The organism is Wolbachia endosymbiont (group A) of Portevinia maculata, assembly GCF_964028525.1.
Lineage (GTDB): Bacteria > Pseudomonadota > Alphaproteobacteria > Rickettsiales > Anaplasmataceae > Wolbachia.
On the sequence record NZ_OZ034786.1, the window covers coordinates 915360 to 932521 of the forward strand.

Sequence of the window (17162 nt, forward strand, 5' to 3'; positions counted from 1 at the left end):
ATGAGATTCTTATTTAAAGTAATAGAAAAATGATTCAACACGATAACAATAAAATGTATGGAACTACTATACTGTCAATTAGAAAAGATAAAAGCGTAGTAGTAATAGGTGATGGACAGGTTTCACTGGGCCACACTGTTATAAAATCCGGAGCAAAAAAAGTTAGGCGTCTTTCTGGTGATTCTGTAATTGCCGGTTTTGCTGGAGCAACAGCCGATGCATTTACTCTCTTTGAAAGACTAGAATCTAAACTTGACAAGCACCCAGGGCAATTAATGAGAGCATGTGTTGAACTTGCAAAAGACTGGAGAATGGATAAATATCTAAGAAAATTAGAGGCTATGATGATTGTTGCAGATAAATCTATTTCATTAGTAATTACGGGAACAGGTGATGTTCTTGAACCTGAAGATGGAATCGCAGCTATTGGCTCTGGGGGAAATTTTGCTCTATCTGCAGCAAGAGCTTTAATTGACATTAAAGGAATATCAATAGAAGAGATTGCAAAAAAGGCTATGAAGATAGCTGGCGATATATGTGTTTATACAAATCATAATGTAGTTATTGAAAAGATAGAGGAGTGATATGTCTTCCAAGCAAAAAACTTTGTGCACTAATTTTTCCAATCAGCCTATAACCCTTTCAGAAGGGCGGCCTTGTAGTAGTGACACCTATGATGAAAAAAATGACCTCTATAAAGATACTAAGAGTGGTTTTGATTCAAATGACAGCGATATTCAAGTTAATGACAGTACTCAAGTTTTGTTAGATGACCTGCCACCACAGAAGATAGTTAAAGAATTAGATAGATTCATAATCGGACAGGATGATGCAAAGCGTGCTGTTGCTATTGCGCTCAGAAATCGTTGGCGTCGCAATCAGGTTCCATTTCCATTGCGTGATGAAATCATACCTAAGAATATATTGATGATCGGTCATACAGGGGTTGGTAAAACTGAAATAGCTCGCCGCTTAGCAAAACTTGCCGGTGCACCGTTCATAAAAATTGAGGCAACGAAGTTTACTGAAATAGGATACGTTGGACGTGACGTTGATTCGATAATACGCGATTTAGTTGATGCAGCAATAGTTTTAGTTAAAGAGAAAGCCCGTAAAGCCTTAGCTAACAAGGCTTTAATTTTAGCTGAGAAAACAATAGTAAACTCTATGGTAGGCGAAAATGCAACCGAAGAGAGTAAAAAAATTTTTAGAGAAAGGTTGAGGAATAAAGAGTTTGAGGACGGAGAAGTTTCTATTAACGTCAGAGAGAGCAAGAGTATGTTACCTACTTTCGATATACCAGGCATGCCAGGTGGGCAAGTTGGTGTGATGAATGTAACAGAAATAGTGGGCAAGATGTTTAACGGGAGCAAAAAAACAAAAACTATTACGGTGAAGGTAAAAGAAGCGCGTGAAATATTAATTAATGAAGAAAGTGAAAGGCTAATCGATGAAGATAAGATAATCAAAGAAGCCATTGATCTTGTTAGTAATGACGGTATAGTATTTTTGGATGAAATAGACAAAATTGCAGCGCGTACAGAAGTAAAAGGTGAAGTAAACAGAGAAGGAGTGCAACGCGATCTGTTACCACTACTTGAAGGAACAACTGTTACAACTAAGTATGGCCATGTAAAAACAGACTATATATTATTTATTGCATCTGGTGCTTTTCATCAGTCTAAACCATCTGACCTCTTACCGGAATTACAGGGCAGATTACCGATCAGGGTAGAACTTAAGGCACTTACTCAAGAGGATTTAATAAGAATATTAAAGGAACCAGAATCTAGTTTGTTAAAGCAGTACATAGCTTTAATGAAAACAGAAAATGTGATGCTTGAGTTCACTGATGATGGTATAAAAACCATAGCTGAAATAGCGTTTACAGTTAATAGGCAAGTGGAAAATATAGGCGCAAGAAGGCTTCACACTATCATGGAGAAGCTTTTAGATGAAATAAGTTTCATTGCTTCTGAGAAAAATAGCGAAAAATTCATTATAGACAGCAAGTATGTAAAAGATAAACTTGAGTCAATTTCGAAGCAGCTTGATTTATCTAAGTTTATACTTTAGGAAAAACAAAAAGCCTACTTTAAGTAGTATAGAGAGTGTTCAGAAGGTCAGCCAGTAAGCCTAAAATTTCAGCTATATTCTTTAGGCTGTTTTTCAACAGTAGAATGGTGTGCTGCGACCTCTTGCTTAATATCTAAGCTTAAGTCAATTATTGAGATATTTTCTTCATCATAATCTATGTCTTTTATTAACATATCGTCAGTAATAGTCAAAAGGTCAGGCGGAGAAAGAATAGTTCTTTTATTACCAGCTCTCATTCCCACAACTCCAAGCTCTATAGCAAGTGGTATTTTTTTATCGCCAACCCTAAATTGCACTGTTTGATCTTTGACTATATATTCCCCATTATGCTCCTTTACGCTATATTTAACTGATATCTCATCACCGCACCTTACTTGTTTTCCAGTCTTGTTAATTAAGTCATTAAAAACCATCAGATTATTCACTGAGTCGGGATATTTATCCTTTACTTCGATCAGTTTGACGTAATAAGAATTAAAATTCATTTTGTTATCATTGGCAATAGTAACTACACGCTCTCCGCCTTCTTTCATACCTATCACCCCTAAACCCACTTCTTTTAGGTCATCTTGACCTATTTTCAAAGTAACATCAGAAACTTTTCTAGGGAGTATTGCTGAGTTATTATTAGAAATTTTATATATTTGCAATAGGACTTCCATGCCACAGAAAGCCTTGCTGCCACTGCCTTCAGTAATTTCATAAAAATTTATCGAATCTTCTTCCTTTTGCTGCGTCATTTCTTCTAAATATTCTGTTAGCCCATGCTTTTCAATATAGCGGTCGAGTGCTGATTCAAGTATTGGCTTCACTAGATAATGTGCTATTGTCTGTATCAAACCACCATGCATGGCACTTATCTCATAAAGCTTGTCCTTTTTTCCCGGTTTACCTTTGTTTATATAGACAATAGTAAACATAAAAGCAGAGGTTAAAGTGAGAATCATTACTATGGAAATAAGCATTTGTAATATAATTTTTCTAACCATCTTTCTTTACTTGATTCAATAAATCATATAAATAATTAGTATCCCCTGAAAGCGCACTCAAATTATCCAAGCCTTGTTTAAAGAGGGCGTCTATATAGTCCTCTACTTCACTTTTACCAAGTACAGACATTAGATTATTTGTTTTATCTTGTTCGTAATCTTCAATATCATCCTTAGCTTGAAAGATAAGCCCTAGGTTTATCCCGTAGTTATATAACGCTTTACGTTGCTTATCTGTAGCATTCCCTATTATAGCACCTATTTCACATGAAGCTGCAAATAGTTTTGCGGTTTTCATCAAATGAATTTCTTTTATTTTGTTAAAATCTGCACCAATATCTAAAATCTGTCCTCCTACCATTCCCCTAATTCCTATTGCCTGAGAAAGAACTTTCATGATTTCACAGCATTTCTCATTTAACGAAGATAATACCTCAAAAGCCAGAGTAAGTAGTGCATCTCCGGCAAGCACTGCTGTTGCTTCATCAAATTTTTTATGGCAGCTTAGCTGGCTTCTGCGAGTATCACTGTTGTCCATGCACGGTAAATCATCGTGAATTAGAGAGTAAGCATGAACAAATTCAATTGCTGCAGCAACTGATATTACTTTTTTAGCTTCCGCGTTAAACACTCGCGATGAAGCTACGACTAAAAAGGAGCGTATATGTTTTGCAGGAGCAAGGAGTATATAACGCATAGCTGATATAAGCTTATTCTCGCTATTTTCTGGTAAAAGTTTATTTACTTCTACAATAAGCAAATTTTTTGTTGTTTCGTCTAGCATTTTTGAATTGTTAATTGTTTAGCACGTAACGCTAGCCAGCTAGGGCAGTAGAAAACTTTGCTGTAGTTTACCAGTTATAAAAGATATTGCAAACATAAAAATTTTTTATAACATCAAAGAATAGGTTATTTTTTTGGTAAGAAATGTGAATAGCGAACTAGCAAAGAGCACTAGAGAAGACATAGAAGAGAAAGTGAAAAAGATTATACTAGAGCACATTAGTAAGGATGTAGAGAAATTCAACAGCTCTTCAAAGCTTTCGGAGCATGGTGCAGACAGTTTAGATGCAGTTGAAATCATCATGGCAGCAGAAGAAGAGTTCGGAATAGAAATTCCAGATGAAGACGCACAAAAAATGGAAACTATGGAGCAAATAGTTGAGTACATTAATAGTAAAAAAGGCTAATAGTTAGTGTTAAATGAGCAGAAGAGTAGTAGTCACTGGTGTTGGTTTAATCACTCCACTAGCGGCAGATGTTGACAACACTTGGTCAAGGCTGATAAAAGGCGAGTCTGGCATAAAAGCAATCAATACAGATAGATTTGACTCTTCTGATCTTGCTTGCAAGGTTGCAGGGCAGGTGCCTGTGCAATCCGATAACATTGAGAATTACTTTAATCCTGTAGGTTATATTTTTGAAAAAGATCTAAAAAGAACGGATCGTTTTATTCATTACGGCATTGCAGCAGCGATTCAAGCTGTGGAAGATTCATCTTTAGAAGATTCAAAAGTAGATAGAGAACGTGTTGGCGTAACTATTGGCTCTGGTATAGGTGGTCTTCCGTCAATTCAGGAAAATGTTATTACCATGCAGGAAAAAGGGCCCAGACGTGTCAGTCCATTTTTTGTCCCTGCAAGTCTAATAAATTTGATATCTGGCCATATTTCTATTAAATACGAATTTACAGGTCCAAACGATTCAGCAGTAACCGCATGTGCAACAGGTGCGCATGCAATCATAAATTCAGCAAGAACTATAAAACTTGGTGAAGCGGATATTATGATTGCAGGTGGAGCAGAAAGTGCACTGTGTAGAGTTGGAATTGCAGGTTTTGCGTCTATGAAGGCATTATCAACTAAATTCAATGATAAACCGGAAGAAGCTTCAAGGCCATGGGATGCAGAACGCGATGGTTTTGTTATGGGTGAAGGAGCAGGTATATTGGTGCTGGAGGAATACGAACATGCAAAAAAAAGGGGGGCAAAAATACATGCAGAACTGGTTGGGTACGGACTCACAGGAGATGCGCACCACATTACAGCACCACATCCAGAAGGAAGAGGCGCATTTAAGGCAATGCAGCTTGCCTTAAAAAGTGCGCAAATTAATCCAAATCAAGTAGGATATATCAATGCACATGGAACTTCAACGCCACTTGGAGATAAAATTGAAGTAATAGCAATGAAACAGTTATTTGGTGACTACGTTTATAAAATACCTGTTTCTTCAACTAAATCTTCTATAGGACATTTACTTGGTGCTGCAGGGAGCGTTGAAGCAATATTCAGTATTCTTGCGTTAAATAATGGAATTATTCCGCCAACCTTAAATTTACATAAACCTTCAGAAGGATGTGATTTAAATTTTGTACCGTTTAAAGCTCAGGAGCATAAAATTCAATATGCACTTTCTAATTCGTTTGGTTTTGGTGGCACTAATGCATCGCTCATCTTTGGACAAGTGTAATCAATTTTGCTGCTAAATAGCTAAAATGTACGAACATTATGATCTGTGATAGCTATATTATCTGTAATTTGCCTTTTACTGTCGATTTACTATACTTATTTGGTAAGATCTAGCTTAATTAAATGCACAAAATATTAGTAAGTAGTAACCATAAACTTCTGGTCGGAAAAATCAAGATTAATGGCTCAAAAAATGCTGTTTTACCAATAATGGCAGCAAGTCTATTGAGTAGCTTCTCGGTAATTTTGCATAATGTACCTGATTTAATTGATGTGCATCTAATGTCTAAGCTGCTTGAGAGTCTTGGAGCGAAAGTGAATTTTACACGCAATAAAGATTATAAAGCAAATCATACTTTGGAAATTGATTGCAGTAATATCAACAATCACGTAATGTCACACGAAACTGCAAGTAAGCTGCGAGCATCTCTTTTAATGCTAGGTCCAATTCTCAGTAGATTTGGTAAAATCACAACAGTCTTTCCTGGTGGATGCAATATCGGAAAGCGTCCCGTTGATATGCATATCAAAGCATTAGAAGAAATGGGAGCTAAAATTGAAGTTGAAGGCTGTAATATAATTGCAACAGTGAAAGGAAAGCTACAAGGAAAAGAAGTTATACTTGAGAAAATAAGCGTTGGTGCAACAGAAAATGTAATAATGGCAGCAACACTTGCAGAAGGAGTGACAATAATAAACAATGCTGCAACGGAGCCGGAAGTTCTTGATTTAATAGAGTTCCTAAAGAAAATGGGTGCTAATATTGAGATTAGTGATACAAGGATCACAATAACAGGAGTTGAAGAATTAAATGGATGTGTTCATAAAATAATACCAGATCGCATAGAAGCAGGCACCTATGCACTAGCTGCTATAATAACCGGTGGTAAGTTGGAGTTAGAAGGAATAAGTCTATCTGATATAAGATGTATTGTGAATGAATTGAAGGCTATAGGGGCTAATGTTGAACTATATAATGAGGGGGTTATGATTTCCAGAAAAAATTGCTCTATTAGGTCTGCTAACATTGCAACAGATCCATACCCCAACTTTCCCAGTGATATGCAACCACAACTGATGTCTGCAATGTGCATCGCTGATGGGATATCAGTAATTGAAGAGAACATTTTTGAAAACAGATTTGCACATGCAGATGAATTGAGAAAGTTAGGCGCTAATATCAGCATCGAGAAAAGCAAAGCTACTATAAGTGGAATAAAAAGCTTATCTGGAGCTAATCTGTGTGCCACTGACTTAAGGTCAACAGCAGCTTTGGTACTTGCTTCTTTGGTAGCTGGTGGAGAAACTACAATAAATAATTCGCATCATTTATGGAGAGGATATGAAGCAATGCACGAAAAACTCAATTCATGTGGAGCTGATATTTCCATTTCATCTTGAGGATATTTTATGAATGAAGCAACTAAACGAACTACAGTAAAAGAAATAGATGAAATCTTATATGAAGAACATAAGGTATTAGACCATGGATTTATTCGAGTAGTGGATTATATGGGCTCTGATAGCGCTATAGTTCAAGCTGCTCGTGTTTCTTATGGCAAGGGAACAAAACAGATAAGTCAGGATGAAGCACTTATAAAGTATTTAATGAGACATCATCATACAACTCCATTTGAAATGTGTGAAATTAAGTTTCACGTGAAACTTCCAATTTTTGTTGCAAGGCAATGGATAAGGCATAGAACTGCAAATGTGAATGAATATTCGGCAAGATATTCAATACTTGACAATGAATTTTATATACCAAAACCAGAACAGATTGCAAAACAATCTGATAATAATAAACAAGGTAGCGGTGAAGCTTTTGATCCGGATACCTCAAAGGAAATAATAGATTCTCTAACAAACGACTCTAATTTAGTATATTCTCATTATGAAAAATTTATTGAGCAGGGGCTTGCAAGAGAAATTGCCCGAACTAATCTAACGCTTAATTACTACACGCAATTTTATTGGAAAATAGATCTGCATAACCTCCTTCATTTTTTGAAGCTTAGAGCTGATAAGCATGCCCAATATGAAATCAGAGTTTATGCAGAAGTTATGCTGGATATAATAAAAAAATGGGTCCCATTGGCCTACAATGCCTTTGTTGAATATTGCCTAGAATCAGCTTGTATTTCAAGAACTGGTCTAGAAATAATTCGCAAATTAATTAAAGGGGAAAACGTTACTAGAGAAGAAAGTAATATTGGTAAAAGAGAATGGGACGAGCTGATGTCTATACTTGATAAACAATCTTAAAGATAAAGGCATACGTGTCAATCTCCTCTGTCAGTTAACTCTCGTTCACCAAATTGAATCTTGCTTTTTACATCACATTAACTCATCACTTCTATAGAACATCTCATTAAAATCATCCAAAGTTCCAAAATCTTTATTTTGAACAAATAGATGACCATCTGTTATGTATGCCTTAGGCAGGGTAAATGGTTTATCATAATGCTGCGATGCTGGCCTAACAATTTCATTATATAAAACCATTACTTGCTCGTAGTTATATCCATCACCAGCATGATATTTACCACGTGCGGTATCATAAAAATTCTTTATATCATCATATGTCACTTGCAGCTCCACCTCATACTTTCCCACCTCAAGAGGACTTCCTGTCCTTATTTTTAAGGGATGTTGTGCATTTGCAATACTGTTAGAATCTTCTGCTTCACTATCAGAATTTTTATCCATATTTTCTATCACACTTGCCATAACAGTTTCTTGTTCGTCTTCTATTGGTTTTGCTTGTTTTTCAATTTTATTATTGCTACTGTCAGTTTCCACAGTGACTTTTCTTGTTTCCATATCTTTTTGAGCTTTCTCATTACTTTGCTTGCGTATTTCATCTCCATGCAATTTCTCCTGCAGAGCTTTTTCCATGTCAGCATAACCGTCACGATTGCTTTGCAAAGCTGGTTGATCTTCAACATAACTGCTGCTATCATCTGCTTGCATTTGATCTATATAGTTAGATTCTTCTTCCTGTATAGTATTTTTTGTAACTCCCTTAAGGTAATCAAGCATATCTTTTCCAGTCTTTTCCCAACTTGCAGCATCTGCATATTTTCTATCATTATTGATTACATCCTTTAATATTCTTCTATCATCTATCCATTGTTCAGCATGCTCAAATAGCGTCCATCCTTCATTACCACAAATATCAACATCAGCTCCATTCTCTATCAGGTACTTTACTTTGTCCAATTGCCCATGCCTTACTGCATGAATAAGTGGTGTCCAGCCTTCACTATCTCGAACCTCAATATTTGCATTATTCTTTATTAAATATTCTAATATCTCTTGATTTCCTAAATTAACAGCAAAGTGTAAAGGTGCTAAACCGTAACTATCTTTAACATTAACATCTGCACCATGCTTTATTAGATATTTAGCCACTTCCATGTTTTTTATACTCATAGCAAAATGTAATGGAGATTTACCAGAACTAATATCTCGAGTATTAATATCTACATTGTGATCTATTAAGTATTTAGCTATCTCTGTATGTTTGAGTTCAATAGCATAATGTAGTAGTGTTTGAGCAGAGGTGTTTTTGACATTAAGATCTGCACCATGTTGAGCTAAATATTCCACCATATCCAGGTCACCTAGCTTAACAAAATGGAATATCGGATTACGTACATTAATATCTGCACCATTGTCCACAAGATATTTTACTAAAGCTGTGTTCTTTATAGCATAGTCGAGCGGCCTGAGATTGTGAGCATCTGGAATATTAGGATTTGCACCATGTTCCACTAAGTATTCAACTATTTCCATGTTTCCCGATTTTATGGCATAGTGCAAAGGTGTCTTAAAACAAGAGTAATCAGTTCCTTCGTAATAAATATCTTGAGAATTGAGATTTGCACCTTGATCGATAAGATATTTTGCTATTTCTGTATTTCCTGATTTAATAGCATGATGTAGCGGTGTTTGTCCGGCTTTATCTTTCGCGTCAATATTTGCGCTATGTTCTACAAGTTCGATAACTTCATTCAAATCCCCTGATAAAGAAGCAGAGTGCAAACGCGTCGCACCGGTTACCTCATTTGTTTCATTTATGTTTCCTATAGTATCTTCTGCATTATCTTCTTCAACTGCCCTTTTCTTTCTAGATTTGACTTCACTTTTCACTGTAACTTCTTCGTTCATAGGTTGATCACTAAACATAACTTCTGCATCTATCTGGTTACTATCTTTCTCCAACTCATGAGATAATTTTTCAGATAGCTGATCACCACTCAAATATGGTTCCTTTGAATATTTAGCGTAATTATAGGGATCAGTGCTGTCTGCTGAATAAAACCCACTTTCAAAGTCTGAGTAGAAGCTTTGATTGAGCGCGAAAAATAAATTTTCATAATCAAGTAGCATGTCATAATCAGAGCTAACACAATGCAAGAATTCACTATCTTCATAATCTGCTATATAGAATTTTTCGGAATCAAGGGTAATTTCATTTGTCCCCTTACCTTCTGCAGTAAACTGTAAAACTACTTCTGAACGCCCGTTACCTACGTCATTACCTTTTACCACTTTAAACAAGGTAATTTCACCTTTTTCTATGAACTCCTTTAATTTCTCATTCTTTTGATCTAATTCTTCTTCTGCTTGTCTTTTCTCTCTTATCAATTTCTCCTCTTTTTCAGTAGCTCCATTTTGCAACTGTAAAAACATCTCTTGTGTGGTTAAGCTATTTGTGTTGCTTAAAAAATTATCTAACATATTTGATGCAATTGGTGACAATTCACCGTGATCATCAAATACTTTTTCCTTTGCCTTATCATAGTGATTTGGGTTATAGATTGCATAAAGAGGATAAAAGCCATAATCTGCTATTGACGCCCCATCAGATGATAGTTCCATTGAGAATCCATAGTGATTAAGTGGAAGATTGGAAGTTAAATATCTACCGTTATCATCCCTAACGTATAGCTCACTTCTACCATTGTGCTCACTATATTTATTGTAGTAGATATAAAAATTCTCATGGTTAAGATTGAAGTGATCATCTAGGTTATTGAATTGTACTGCCAAGCTTCTCACGCAAAAGATTTTTGCTTTCATCTGTAAGCCTCATACGTGCAGAAAAGTAGTATCGATCTATAGGTTCGCCTTTTTCTATCTCAAAGTTCAAAGTAATCTTGTCGTTGACCATTGGTAGCCTCCAAACATTATGTAAATCTATTCATTATTTTATTTATCAATCATACGGTGTGTACTATGAAAAATGTGTTAAGTATTAAGATTTTTTTTTCTGTATCTAGATAAGGTAACAGTAATCTGTCATTTCAGCGCGTGAAGCTGGAATCCAGCTTTTTAAGTCATGAGAGCTACGAAAAATTACTTTACAAACTCCGCCAGCCCCCTTATCATGAAACTGAAGCTATTTATTTATCTTCGCAATCTGTGCAGGTTAATGACAAAAAACTTAGGGTATTTGGCGTCTCATGTTTAATTTTTCGCACTACGTGCATCGCATGTCTTTAAAAATTTCTGGGTTTTTACCTATAAAAGCCGAAACGCGCTTACAAAGCGTTTAAGACAGCAAAAAACGTCAAATTGACAAGGGAGAATTTGAATGCTAGCTACTACGGGGTTTCTTTGCCTTTTTTTCCGCTCAGTAAATTTATTAACGTTTATAATTTAGGTTAGTTGCAAGTTAAAAGCAGCTAAATCGCTCTTAATCAAGCGTTTTAGAATAAAAAAATGCCGATATTTTAGTACATAGTAAATAGCCAACCACCAACGGGGTTTCTTTTGCCTTTTTTCTTCGTTTAGTAAATTTCTTAATGTTTATAGCTAAAGTAACTTAGGTTCATCGACAATCGTCATCCCGCTACGTGTTAGCGGGATCTATGCTAAGAGATACCGCGAATGAATCGCGGTATGACGGTTAATTATTCCGTGACGGTATCTGCTTTTTCCTTGATCCTAAGTTCCTGCATTGGCAATCTATTCTCATCAATACTCGTGCCATCTTCAAGTACTGCAGGTATTATGATCTTCTCAAACTGTCGCTCTGATTTTTTCTCTAAATAACCAAATATGTCGTAAACACTGATCCTTTGACCAATCACTAAAAATGGCGTATCAGCAGTATTACGCCTTGAAGTTATGCATTGTTCAAACTTTTGACAGGCACTGATCAGCGATACCCGACTATAAGCGCAGCTTGCATCATGTAAATCATCAAGGATAATGCAACCACCGTACTTTCGACCTTCATCAAAATCAAGAGAACTATCCCCAGCTCCTGTACCTGTTACATGCCCTGATATTGAAAAGCCATTAACAAAACCTCCTTCTTTAGTTCTAATTACTCACGTACTTTTGCGACCAACTACTTTTACGTTTGGAAAGACTTGACGGTAAAATGGAGACTCAAGGACAATGTGCAGTTCATTGATTTTTTCACGCATCAAATCTCTTTGGTGCGTAATATACATAAACTTTGCCCTTGGATTATTACCGAGGGCAAACGCCACATGAAATATAAAACCCAGTGTTGTCTTAGCACAGCGTGGTGGTATGTTCCACCATTGACTGTGTGCTTTTTCAAACACCAAGCGATTAATGCTGCTGAACAGCACCCACAAATAGTTTTTGCTGCCATCTTTTCTTTTTAAATTTAATCTGATATTAAACACTCGCAGCATGCCTTGAAACGCAAAGAAACCAAAATCTTTGCGGCATAAAATAATATCCTCCTGAGATAGCATTTTTCATCCTTTAAACTAATTCCAGCATACACTAATTTATTGAAAAATTAAAAAAAATGTTGTAAAATTGTTACAGTAGTAGATTTTGGTAAAACTTATGGCAGACTTAAACGCTAATATAGTTCTCAGTAAAGAAACTTTACTGCACCTTGCCGAGCTAGCTGAGCTCACTAAGCAGCCTGCTCAAGAATTAGCAGAGAAACTACTCAAAGAAGCAATTGAGCTTGAAATCGAGGATTTTTTAGTGTCTAAAATTTCTGATGAGCGTGATGTTGAAGGCGCAGAAACAGTTGATTTTGAAGATATTAAGTGGGACTAGAACGTTATAAAATTAAGTCTCTAAAGAGCGTTACTGAAAGGGATTTACCAAATCTTCCAAAGACAATAAGGCTAAGAGTTCAAAAGGCTATAAAAGAACGACTTACAGTCGATCCAATAAATCTTGGTGAACCACTACATCATAGCTTAAAAGGGCTCAGAAGGTTAAGAGTAGGTGACTATCGCGTGGTCTACAGGGTAGATCAATCAGAACGTACAGTGGTTATCACAGAGATAGGACATAGAGATACTATTTACAAGAGATAAGTACATTCTTTTCTTTATTGAAAAAATAAAATGCTGTAGTTGGCTATATTGCAGCCTTACCCGCAACCTGACCAAAATTATCTAACATTTGATTCATAGCTATCCAACGATCATTTAAAGATTTTCCGTAAGAAGTGTAACCACCACCTAGATTTTGACCAATTTGTGCACCAAGTCCATGTGCTCCGATAAGACTTTGCAGCCCTCCTAAAGATGAACCGATAAAGTCATTCAAGCCACGCGACGCAAGTTCAGAGTTTAAACTTGCAACTTTAGATAGACCATAGCTTGATTGATCAAGCCTACTTGCTCTTAATTGGTTGCCAATCATTTGATTGCTAATAAACTGCTGGTAAGGATTGCCTTGATATTGCGATGCTATTTGATTAATAAATCCTCCTGGACCATCTTTTCCTAAGCCCCCAAGACTATCCATGAATTTATTGTACCGACCATACAATTCTTTTTGTACTCCGATATTATTTTCAAATTGGCGATTAGCTTTAGAACTACCAAAAAGAAAGTCAAATAAATCTCCTAATACCAATTCCCGCTATACAAGTAACGGATAGACAATAATGGAAAAAAGCCATACTGGAGTAAGTAAAATAGCGAGGTTTAAATGGCATTAAGATCAAAATTATTGGATGAAAAAGTGAGCAAAAGAAATGCTGAAGAAAGTAAGAAATAATGCATATGTTGCAAAAAAACTAAATGCTGTAATTGCAGCAAAAAAGCATAGTATAACAGCCGTAGCAAAAATATGTTGCATTTCAAGAAAGGCACTTACTGCATGACCTAAAATTTGGCAGAGAAGAAAAATTATTTGCTCCACCTCAACGCCGTAGAAAAACTATATTGAACCAAAGCCAACTTGAACAAGTTGAAGCATGGATACAAGCATCGAACAGACGAAATCTGTCAAATCAGAAAGAAACACACAAATTTAAGTTTTTAGTAGTTTTCAAGTATAGTTGTACAGGGAGCGCCTCTGCAGTTATGACCGACATTTTCAATGGTGCCTAAGTGCCCGTATGCAAGCATGGTTTTGGAAGGAACGGTCAAATCATTGATGGAGTCATTTAGACTACCTCGGTTAGGAGATTGTACTATCAACCGTTCCAAGCTGAAGCGTTTCCCTATTACAAATTATATGTAGGAGTTACCATGAAAAAAGCAAAAAGTAAATTAGAAATAGTGAATCCTAATGCAGCAGGAATAGACATTGGTTCAGCTGTACACTATGTGTGTGTACCTGAAGGAAGAGATGAACAACGCGTTCAGAAATTTGGCTGCTTTACTGAAGACCTTCATAACTTAGCACAGTGGTTGAAAAAGTGTAAAGTTACAACAGTAGCTATGGAATCAACAGGAGTATACTGGATTCCTTTATTTCAAATACTTGAGTCATACAAATTCGAGGTAAAATGCACGGCATGTAAAGAATGTACCTGGTAGGAAGTCTGACGTTCAAGATTGCCAATGGCTCCAACAACTGCATAGCTACGGACTGCTTCATGGATCGTTTAGGCCAGATAATCAGATGTGTGTATTGCGCAGTTACGTGCGGCAACGCAAAAATCTCACTGAAAGTGCATCTACACATATTCTGCGTATGCAGAAGGCATTAATTCAAATGAATATACAATTACACAAGGTTATTAGTCATATTACTGGGATAACTGGTATGAAAATCATTGAAGCTATAATTGAAGGCGAAAGAGATTCTGAAAAATTAGCAGAATTCAGGGACGTGCGAATGAAAAATGATCAGTCTACTATTGCAAAAGCGTTAGCTGGTGACTATAGAGAGGAACACTTATTCACGCTAAAGCAAGAATTTGAATTATATAATATTTATCAAGAAAAAATAGCAGAATGTGATAGAAATATTGAAGCCTATTATAAAACGTTTGAAACAAAGTCTTGTGAAAGCAAACAGCTAAGTAAGCAAAAGAATAAAAATAGCAAAAGTAAGCCAAGCTTTGCTTTGTATGAGGAACTGCACCGAATAACTGGTATGGATTTCACTAAAATTCCTGGATTTGATGTATTAAGTATACAAACCATAATTTCAGAAGTTGGTATAAACCATAGTAAATGGCCAACAGAAAAGCACTTTTCGTCGTGGTTGGGACTCAGTCCTGCTAATAAAGTTACAGGGGAAAAAGTGTTTAACACAAGAACACGTAAAGTCATTAACCGTGCTGCGAATGCTTTGCGAATAGCTGCTCATTCTGTAGGAAATAGTAAAAGTGCGTTGGGTGCATACTACAGAAGATTGAAAAAACGACTAGGAGCACCAAAAGCAATAACAGCTACTGCAAGAAAAATGGCATGCATATTTTATAGTATGCTCAAATACGGACAGGAATATGTAGAAAAAGGAATGGAATACTATGAAACACGCTATAAAGATAGAACTGTAAAAAATTTGATCAAAAAAGCGAGCGAATTTGGCTACATATTAGTTCAACAAGAAGAGTTAGTTGAGTGAGTTTCTTAGGAGAAGATACCTTAAGAAAAGTTCTGGAATTGATAAACGGCAGTGATTTAGTAATAGATAATTTTATTCATGTTGCATCTATTTGGGGACATGCAAGTAAGCACAGTAGGTTGATTGATGATTTTTATTTTAGTTCTATTTATTGTGAGCACAAAAGTACTATATTACATTTACTAGCTGAAAATAGTGACTGTGAAGCAATTCAAGGAATACTAACGCATATAAAAGAAAAACATTCAGATAGATTTAGTTGTGTTCTTAATGCTAAGAATAAGTATAATATTACCCCATTACATTCAGCTGTTTATGGTGGAAACTTGAATGTAATAGAATATCTTGTTGAAAAAAACGCAGATATCAACGCTAAAGATAAAGACGGTTTAATTCCATTACACGTGGCTGCTGAGTATGAAAACTTAGAAGCAGTAAAGTACTTCATTGAGAAAGGTATTGATGTGAACGTTAAAGATGGATGTGGTAGTACGCCATTACATATGGCTGCTTTGTATGGAAATTTGGAGATAGTGGAATATCTTGTTGTAAGAGGTGCAGATATTAATGCTGAGGCTAAAGGAATATTTTACAGTGGGACTTCATTACATATGGCTGCTAAAGGTGGAAACTTGGAAGTAGTGGAATATCTCGTTAAAAGAGGAGCTTATTTAAGTGCTGAGGATAAAGATGGTATGACTCTATTACACGTTGCTGCTGAGAATGGTAACTTGGATATAGTTAAGTACTTCGTTAACAAAGGTGCTGACATTAACGCTAGGAATAGTATTGGTAATACTCCATTATATATGGCAACTTTTTGTGGAAAGTTGGAGGTAGTGGAATATCTTGCGGACAAAGGTGCTAACGCTAACATCAAGAACAAAGCTGGCAATACTCCATTACATCTTGCTGCTATCAGAGAAAAAGTTAATATAGCTAAAGTGCTACTAGAACACAATGCAGATATTAATGCTGAAAATGATGAGGGAGCAACAGTGTTACACTATGCTATTATAGGAAAAAACTTGGAGGTGGTGAAGTACATTATCGAAAAAGGTGCCAATGTCAACGCTAAGGATAAAGATGGCAAAACACCACTACATCATGCTGTTCTGATGGGAAAAGTTGATATAGCTATGGTATTACTAAAACACAATGCAAATGTTAATGCTAGAAATAATTGGGGAATGAAAGTATTAGGTTATGCCGCTGATGACCACCAAGAGCTTGTGGAATTGCTTTTAGCTCATGGTGCATCCTATGACTACTAGAAATTTTGCATTTAATTTATAGCTCCGCTTCTATCAGGGCATAGGATGACAGAAGTGGGCTTTAATAGCTGTAGTACTATAGCTGTTATACTCCAAAAGTAAGTATTAGATATAACAAATAGAAGAAATTAGATAGAATGATTAAAGGGGCAAGGATATAAAGGTTTAACTTGAAATAACCTGATAAAATTTGAATCACACTTCCAAGTGCTGGCACCCATGAAAGTAATAAAGTTGCAAAAATTAGCAAATTTTTTGTAACTTTTGGCATTGTATATTCGTTTTCTAATTTGTGGTATGATTCTCGCATTAAGATTGTTATTCTACCTAAATACCAGTTAACTATTCCACCAAGGCTTGATCCTAGTACTCCAAAAAATAACATAAGTAGTAGATTGTGATGTGATCTAAAGTACAGCATAGCTTCAAACATAAAGCCTTGGTGTATAGGCAAGATTAACGATGATAATAGGCTATCTTTAAACAGCAGAAAGTAATCTTCCATA

General features: G+C 35.9%; 17 protein-coding genes and 2 pseudogenes. 11 read left to right on the forward strand and 8 right to left on the reverse strand.

The window, feature by feature from the left end; all coding sequences use genetic code 11:
- Positions 1 to 29: 29 nt before the first annotated feature.
- Both hslV and hslU read left to right on the forward strand, forming a co-directional pair.
- Positions 30 to 584, forward strand: a complete 555-nt coding sequence (gene hslV / locus ABWU36_RS04520; RefSeq protein WP_096617344.1) for an ATP-dependent protease subunit HslV — start codon at positions 30 to 32, stop codon at positions 582 to 584.
- A gap of 1 nt (position 585) precedes the next feature.
- Complete coding sequence (gene hslU / locus ABWU36_RS04525; RefSeq protein WP_253309224.1) at positions 586 to 2076, forward strand: ATP-dependent protease ATPase subunit HslU; 1491 nt, start codon at positions 586 to 588, stop codon at positions 2074 to 2076.
- Positions 2077 to 2144: 68 nt separating this feature from the next.
- On the opposite strand, the gene ABWU36_RS04530 is transcribed toward hslU, so the two are convergent.
- On the reverse strand, positions 2145 to 3086 hold the full coding sequence (locus ABWU36_RS04530; protein WP_353273064.1) for an FKBP-type peptidyl-prolyl cis-trans isomerase: 942 nt from the start codon (positions 3084 to 3086) through the stop codon (positions 2145 to 2147).
- Positions 3079 to 3870, reverse strand: a complete 792-nt coding sequence (locus ABWU36_RS04535; protein WP_253309222.1) for a polyprenyl synthetase family protein — start codon at positions 3868 to 3870, stop codon at positions 3079 to 3081. Before ABWU36_RS04535 ends, ABWU36_RS04530 begins: the two co-directional genes overlap by 8 nt.
- A gap of 145 nt (positions 3871 to 4015) precedes the next feature.
- Here ABWU36_RS04535 and acpP point away from each other — a divergent pair, with 145 nt between their 5' ends.
- From acpP to thyX, 4 genes are all read left to right on the forward strand, one after another.
- A complete protein-coding gene (gene acpP, locus ABWU36_RS04540; protein ID WP_341811841.1) occupies positions 4016 to 4276 on the forward strand; it encodes an acyl carrier protein in 261 nt (86 codons plus the stop codon).
- A 13-nt stretch (positions 4277 to 4289) separates the two neighbouring features.
- Complete coding sequence (fabF, locus tag ABWU36_RS04545; RefSeq protein ID WP_253309221.1) at positions 4290 to 5558, forward strand: beta-ketoacyl-ACP synthase II; 1269 nt, start codon at positions 4290 to 4292, stop codon at positions 5556 to 5558.
- Between the two features lie 122 nt (positions 5559 to 5680).
- The gene (gene murA / locus ABWU36_RS04550) at positions 5681 to 6958 is read left to right on the forward strand and encodes a UDP-N-acetylglucosamine 1-carboxyvinyltransferase (protein WP_353273065.1); all 1278 of its coding nucleotides are present in this window, start codon (positions 5681 to 5683) and stop codon (positions 6956 to 6958) included.
- 9 nt (positions 6959 to 6967) lie between these two features.
- Positions 6968 to 7822, forward strand: coding sequence for an FAD-dependent thymidylate synthase (gene thyX, locus ABWU36_RS04555; protein WP_265017404.1), 855 nt, complete (start codon positions 6968 to 6970; stop codon positions 7820 to 7822).
- A 72-nt stretch (positions 7823 to 7894) separates the two neighbouring features.
- On the opposite strand, the gene ABWU36_RS04560 is transcribed toward thyX, so the two are convergent.
- From ABWU36_RS04560 to ABWU36_RS04575, 4 genes are all read right to left on the reverse strand, one after another.
- Complete coding sequence (locus ABWU36_RS04560; protein WP_353273066.1) at positions 7895 to 10645, reverse strand: ankyrin repeat domain-containing protein; 2751 nt, start codon at positions 10643 to 10645, stop codon at positions 7895 to 7897.
- Entirely contained in the window at positions 10596 to 10736 is a 141-nt protein-coding gene (locus tag ABWU36_RS04565) for a hypothetical protein (RefSeq protein WP_353273067.1), read from the reverse strand. The genes ABWU36_RS04560 and ABWU36_RS04565 overlap by 50 nt, the downstream gene beginning before the upstream one ends.
- Positions 10737 to 11478: 742 nt before the next feature.
- Positions 11479 to 11658 carry a hypothetical protein gene (locus tag ABWU36_RS04570; RefSeq protein WP_353273068.1) on the reverse strand — a complete coding sequence of 60 codons (180 nt, stop codon included), beginning with the start codon at positions 11656 to 11658 and terminating at the stop codon, positions 11479 to 11481.
- A 243-nt stretch (positions 11659 to 11901) separates the two neighbouring features.
- The gene (locus ABWU36_RS04575; protein WP_353273069.1) at positions 11902 to 12300 is read right to left on the reverse strand and encodes a hypothetical protein; all 399 of its coding nucleotides are present in this window, start codon (positions 12298 to 12300) and stop codon (positions 11902 to 11904) included.
- A gap of 97 nt (positions 12301 to 12397) precedes the next feature.
- On the opposite strand from ABWU36_RS04575, the gene ABWU36_RS04580 reads away from it, so the two are divergent.
- Positions 12398 to 12619 carry a hypothetical protein gene (locus tag ABWU36_RS04580; RefSeq protein ID WP_253309216.1) on the forward strand — a complete coding sequence of 74 codons (222 nt, stop codon included), beginning with the start codon at positions 12398 to 12400 and terminating at the stop codon, positions 12617 to 12619.
- Positions 12610 to 12885 carry a type II toxin-antitoxin system RelE family toxin gene (locus tag ABWU36_RS04585; RefSeq protein WP_264687741.1) on the forward strand — a complete coding sequence of 92 codons (276 nt, stop codon included), beginning with the start codon at positions 12610 to 12612 and terminating at the stop codon, positions 12883 to 12885. The genes ABWU36_RS04580 and ABWU36_RS04585 overlap by 10 nt, the downstream gene beginning before the upstream one ends.
- A gap of 43 nt (positions 12886 to 12928) precedes the next feature.
- On the opposite strand, the gene ABWU36_RS04590 is transcribed toward ABWU36_RS04585, so the two are convergent.
- Complete coding sequence (locus ABWU36_RS04590; protein WP_253309214.1) at positions 12929 to 13432, reverse strand: hypothetical protein; 504 nt, start codon at positions 13430 to 13432, stop codon at positions 12929 to 12931.
- A gap of 75 nt (positions 13433 to 13507) precedes the next feature.
- Here ABWU36_RS04590 and ABWU36_RS04595 point away from each other — a divergent pair.
- From ABWU36_RS04595 to ABWU36_RS04605, 3 genes and pseudogenes are all read left to right on the forward strand, one after another.
- Positions 13508 to 13785: pseudogene (locus ABWU36_RS04595) on the forward strand (IS630 family transposase); the annotation flags it as partial.
- Between the two features lie 267 nt (positions 13786 to 14052).
- Positions 14053 to 15382, forward strand: a pseudogene (locus tag ABWU36_RS04600) (IS110 family transposase).
- Positions 15379 to 16656: an ankyrin repeat domain-containing protein gene (locus ABWU36_RS04605; RefSeq protein WP_353273070.1), complete on the forward strand. Its 1278-nt coding sequence runs from the start codon at positions 15379 to 15381 to the stop codon at positions 16654 to 16656. The pseudogene ABWU36_RS04600 and the gene ABWU36_RS04605 overlap by 4 nt, the downstream one beginning before the upstream one ends.
- Positions 16657 to 16741: 85 nt before the next feature.
- Here ABWU36_RS04605 and ABWU36_RS04610 read toward each other — a convergent pair whose 3' ends face one another.
- Positions 16742 to 17161 (reverse strand): DedA family protein, encoded by a 420-nt coding sequence (locus tag ABWU36_RS04610; protein ID WP_253309412.1) that lies wholly within the window; start codon positions 17159 to 17161, stop codon positions 16742 to 16744.
- Position 17162: the final 1 nt, after the last annotated feature.